Source organism: Brevundimonas sp. CURTG3B2_SDJG (assembly GCF_057364705.1).
The window spans coordinates 1-4435 of sequence record NZ_JBNFOJ010000229.1; the positions used below are offsets into that span (position 1 = coordinate 1).

Sequence of the window (4435 nt, forward strand, 5' to 3'; positions counted from 1 at the left end):
CCGAGGCGACGCTCGCCGCCGTGCGCAACGGCGGCCGCGCCCTGATGGATCTGACCCCGAACTCCGCCTGGTGGGGCCGCCGTGCTGGCCGAGCCCGACCTGCGCGTCGTCGCCGCCTTGCCCGATCACGCGCCGGCCAGCCGCGGCCCTGATGGTCCAACGCGCGCCGCCTGGCCCCACCGGCGACGATCGGACCTTCTGGGCCACTGACAGCGCCCTGCCCGACGCCCGCATCGTAGAGGCCCTGTCGGCCTCGGGTCTGGCCGCGACGCCGCTGATCGCGGCGGGCGGCTTGAAGCTGTTCGTCCTGGCGGGCTATGTGCAGGCCGAGGACGGGCGGCTGGACGGCGCGCCCGGCAGCCTGTCCGGCGTCATCGGCGCCGCCCCCATCTTCTGAGAGCCCGCATGACCGACCTGCCCCAGCCCAAGCCCGGCATCCTGGACATCGCGCCCTACGTCGGGGGCAAGTCGAAGATCGACGGCGTCGCCGAGCCGATGAAGCTGTCGTCCAACGAGAACGCCCTGGGCGCCGGCGAGAAGGCGCGGGCCGCCTATCAGGCGGCGGTCGCGAACATCCACATCTATCCGGACGGCCGGGCCGGCAAGCTGCGCGACGCCGTCGCCGCCCACCACGGCCTGGAGCCTGAACGGCTGATCTTCGGCAACGGCTCGGACGAAGTCTTCGCCTTGCTGAACCAGACCTACCTGACCCCCGGCGACAACATCGTCACCGGCCAGTACGGCTTCCTCGCCTACCGCATCTCCGCCCTGGCCAATCAGGCCCAGGTCAAGCTGGCCCCCGAGCCGGGCTTCAAGGCCGAGGTCGACGCGCTGCTGGAGCAGGTCGATGACCGCACCCGCATCGTCTACATTTCCAGCCCGTCCAACCCGACCGGCAGCTACAACACCGCCGAGGAGACGCGGCGCCTGCATGCGGCCCTGCCGCCCCACGTCCTGCTGGTCATCGACGAGGCCTACGCCGAGTTCGTCACCGCGCCCGACTGGGAGACCAGCTTCGGCCTGGCCCGCGAGGCGGCCAACGTCGTCGTCACCCGCACCTTCTCCAAGATCCACGGCCTGGGCGGCCTGCGCATCGGCTTCGGCTACGCGCCCCTGTCGGTGGCCGAGGCCGTCGACCGCATCCGCCTGCCGTTCAACGTCTCGGTCCCGGGCCTGGAGGCCGCCGTCGCGGCGCTGGGCGACGAGGCCCACCAGCAAGCATCTCGCCAACTGGTCGAAACCTGGCGCCCGCGCCTGACCCAGGCCATCAAGGGCTTCGGCTTCGAGGTCTTCCCCAGCGCCGGCAACTTCGTCCTGGTCCGCTTCCCGGACGAGAAGCGCAACGCCGCGGCCGCCAACGACTACCTGCACACCAAGGGGATCATCGTTCGCCCGGTCGGCGGCTACGGCCTGCACGACTGCCTGAGGATCACGGTGGGGACCGAGGATCAGAACGCGCGTTCTGGACGCGCTCAGCGAGTTCGCGGCGAGCTAGGCCTCGGCTCAGCGGGGCGGGGCGCCCGCCGCCCCGCCGTCGATCCTCTCCGCCCAGGCCACCGGCGACCACACCGGTCGGATCGCCGCGACTGCCATCGCCAGGGTCGCGAGGATCAGCACGCCCCAGAGCACCAGGTCGATAGGATGGGGTCGCTTCATCGTCAGCTCCGCCTGAACACCCTACTCGCCGCCCAGCCCGTGAACGCCGCCAGCAGCACGCACAGCACGCCGTACGTCCACGGCCGCCGGTGGGCGAACTCGAAGATGTCGCGCTCGATGCCGACCTTCTCCACCGTCAGGGTCAGGTTCGAGACCGAGACCGGCTCGCCGTCCTGGAACAGCCAGACCTCGGCGAAATACTGGCCAGTGGGAGCCACCGCCGGCAGTTCGACCTCGGCCCGGAAAAGGCCCTTGTCCACGAAGGTCACGCCCTCGGGGTCGGTGTTGTAAAGCGCCGCCGCCTCGCGCAACCGGATCACGGCGCGGCGCCAGTCCAGATAGTCCTCGCCCAGCCGGCTGACGACCACGTCGCGCACGCCGTAGCGAGTGACCGTGCGGCTCTCCTCTGGCGCGTTGATCCTCAGGTGGTCGACCCCCACCCCCAGCCGGCGCAACTGGCCGAACTCGGCGATGTCCGGCAGGGGCCGGGTCGAGGCGGTCATGTAGAAGCCGGGGGCGCCCTCGAACAGCACCGGGCGGCTGTTCAGCCAGACGCCGGTGTTGCGGGTCTTCTTGACCAGGCGGACCGGGGCGTCGGGGCCGCGCACCACCACCACCACGTCGGCGGGAACCTCGGTCGGGTTGAACACCGCGCCGTAGAGCACGATCGAGGCGCCGCGGAAGCTGGAGTCGACCATCACCCGCGCGTCGGTCATGGCGGCGGCGACGCGCACCTGGCCGACCGTGCCCGCCGACTGCTCTGGCGCGGGCATGACGACCACGGGCGGGGACGGGGGCGGGGGCGGGGGAACGGCCTGCATCACTGCTCGACCCCCGGCGCGAACGAGAACAGGTCGCTGGGGCGCACGAATAGCTCCAGGCCCATGTAGATGCCGACGAACAGGACGATCAGTCCCAGCAGCGCGCGCAGCTCCTCGGCCCGCAGCCGTCCGGACAACCGCGCGCCGTATTGCGCGCCGACCACCCCGCCCAGCAGCAGCAGCATGGACAACACGATGTCCACCGTCTGGTTGCGCCCAGCCTGCAGAATGGTGGTGATCGCCGTCGTGATGATGATCTGGAACAGGCTGGTGCCGACCACCACCTGGGCCCGCATGCGCAGGACGTAGAGCATCGCCGGCACCAGGATGAAGCCGCCGCCCACGCCCATGATCGCCGACAGCACGCCGACGAACACCCCCAGGCCGATCGGCGGGATGACGCTGATGTACAGGCCCGAGCGCGGAAAGCGCATCCGCAGCGGCAGGCCGTACAGCCACATCGGCCGGCGGCGTTCCTTATGCGGCGTCACCTCGCCGCGCACCCGGCGCAGGATCTGGCCCAGGCTTTCGTAGAGCATCAGCGTTCCGATGGCGCCCAGGAACAGCAGGTAGGACAGGGCCACCGCCAGGTCCGCCTGGCCGAGCAGGCGCAGGTAGCGGAACAGCTCGACCCCCAGCAGGGCGCCGACGACGCCGCCCAGCGCCATGATCCCGCCGATCCGGTAGTCGACGGCCTTCTGGCTGGTGTAGCTGATGACGCCCGAGGTCGAGGAGGCCACCACGTGGCTGGCCTGGCTGGCGACCGCGACCGAGGGCGGGATGCCCAGCACGATCAGGATCGGGGCCATCAGGAAGCCCCCGCCGATGCCGAACAGCCCGGACACGAATCCCACCGTCGCCCCCAGCAGAACCAGGAGCGGCCAGTTCACCGAAACCTCGGCGATCGGCAGATAGATATCCAAAGGACGCGCCTTCGGCTGGAACTGAGGTCAGGCGCCGGGAAGGCGACGGTGGAACTGTCCTGAACGCCCCGGGCGGCTGGCGCAACCCGATGCGCGCGAAACGCTAGCGGGTCACGCCATCGGTTCGACGGTGAACTTGTCGGCGTCGGCGCGGGCCTGGCCGCGATCGGCGGCGGAAAGGGTCACGCGCAGCCGTTCGACGGCCGCCTGGGCGTCGCCGTCCCCGGCGCGCGAGGCGATCAGATACCATTTGTAGGCCTGGACCGCGTCCGGCGCGATGCCCTCGTCGCCGGTCTCGTACAGCTTGGCGACATTGAACTGGCTGTCCACCAGGCCCTGCTCTGCAGCCTTGCGCAACCAGATCAGGGCCTCGGCGCGGTTGCGCGCGCCACCCACGCCGTCGAACAGATACATGCCGTAGGCGTGCATGCCGCGCGCGTCGCCCCCGTCGGCCGCCCGCCGCGCCCACCGTCCGCGCTTCCGCCGGGGCTCGCGGTCAGGCCCTTCAGCCCGTCCTGATACAGGCCCGCCAGGTGCAGTTGCGCCGGCGCATAGCCCAGGCCGGCCGCCTGCTTCAGCACGTCCACCCCGGTCGCGTCGTCGCCGTCCAGCTTGGTCACCGCCTGCTGATAGAGTTCCGCGGCCCGCGTCAGATCCGCGGGGGCGGCCGGTGTCGCCGCCAACGCCGCGATGGGCTGGGCCGTGGCCGCCGATCCGGTTCCAGTCAGCCCGGGAATGACGATGCCGGCGTCGGTCAGTTCGCTGAACGCCACCGCGCCGCTCGCCGTCAGGACCACCGCGACGGCCGAGGCGCCCAGGGCCTTGCGGACCGTGCCGCCGTCCTTGGCCGCCTGCTTGTCCAGCCGTTCCTGCAGCCGCGACTTGCCGCCCCTCTTCAGGCCGAAGCCGGTGCGTGCGGGCGTTTCGGTTTCCGGGGTAGCCATCGCGGCGCGAGCGGCGTCGATGGCCTGCCGGTCGAAGAGGCGCGACCTGGCGCCGCGCCCGCAGGGCGCGCGGATCGACGAAGTCGGTCTC

General features: G+C 71.2%; 5 protein-coding genes and 2 pseudogenes. 2 read left to right on the forward strand and 5 right to left on the reverse strand.

Translation table 11 applies throughout. The annotated features are described in order from the left end of the window. Positions 1-151: 151 nt before the first annotated feature. Together AC2W7C_RS13805 and hisC are read left to right on the forward strand one after the other, a co-directional pair. Positions 152-397: a hypothetical protein gene (locus AC2W7C_RS13805; protein ID WP_486001954.1), complete on the forward strand. Its 246-nt coding sequence runs from the start codon at positions 152-154 to the stop codon at positions 395-397. Between the two features lie 8 nt (positions 398-405). Beyond that, positions 406-1495: pseudogene (gene hisC, locus AC2W7C_RS13810) on the forward strand (histidinol-phosphate transaminase). A gap of 8 nt (positions 1496-1503) precedes the next feature. On the opposite strand, the gene AC2W7C_RS13815 reads toward hisC, so the two are convergent. From AC2W7C_RS13815 to AC2W7C_RS13835, 5 genes and pseudogenes are all read right to left on the reverse strand, one after another. Then, the gene (locus AC2W7C_RS13815; RefSeq protein ID WP_486001955.1) at positions 1504-1656 is read right to left on the reverse strand and encodes a hypothetical protein; all 153 of its coding nucleotides are present in this window, start codon (positions 1654-1656) and stop codon (positions 1504-1506) included. 2 nt (positions 1657-1658) lie between these two features. Beyond that, positions 1659-2477, reverse strand: a complete 819-nt coding sequence (locus AC2W7C_RS13820; RefSeq protein WP_486001956.1) for a TIGR02186 family protein — start codon at positions 2475-2477, stop codon at positions 1659-1661. Next, a complete protein-coding gene (locus AC2W7C_RS13825) occupies positions 2477-3400 on the reverse strand; it encodes a sulfite exporter TauE/SafE family protein (RefSeq protein ID WP_486001957.1) in 924 nt (307 codons plus the stop codon). Before AC2W7C_RS13825 ends, AC2W7C_RS13820 begins: the two co-directional genes overlap by 1 nt. 111 nt (positions 3401-3511) lie before the next feature. Continuing rightward, positions 3512-3829: a tetratricopeptide repeat protein gene (locus tag AC2W7C_RS13830; RefSeq protein WP_486001958.1), complete on the reverse strand. Its 318-nt coding sequence runs from the start codon at positions 3827-3829 to the stop codon at positions 3512-3514. Continuing rightward, positions 3763-4435, reverse strand: a pseudogene (locus tag AC2W7C_RS13835) (hypothetical protein); the annotation flags it as partial. The gene AC2W7C_RS13830 and the pseudogene AC2W7C_RS13835, both read right to left, overlap by 67 nt.

What these genes read in the sequence shown, in the direction of transcription:
- AC2W7C_RS13805 (WP_486001954.1), top strand. Translation starts at nt 152, where the DNA reads ATGGTCCAACGCGCGCCGCCTGGCCCCACCGGCGACGATCGGACCTTC.
- AC2W7C_RS13815 (WP_486001955.1), bottom strand. Translation starts at nt 1,656, where the DNA reads ATGAAGCGACCCCATCCTATCGACCTGGTGCTCTGGGGCGTGCTGATC.
- AC2W7C_RS13820 (WP_486001956.1), bottom strand. Translation starts at nt 2,477, where the DNA reads ATGCAGGCCGTTCCCCCGCCCCCGCCCCCGTCCCCGCCCGTGGTCGTC.
- AC2W7C_RS13830 (WP_486001958.1), bottom strand. Translation starts at nt 3,829, where the DNA reads ATGCACGCCTACGGCATGTATCTGTTCGACGGCGTGGGTGGCGCGCGC.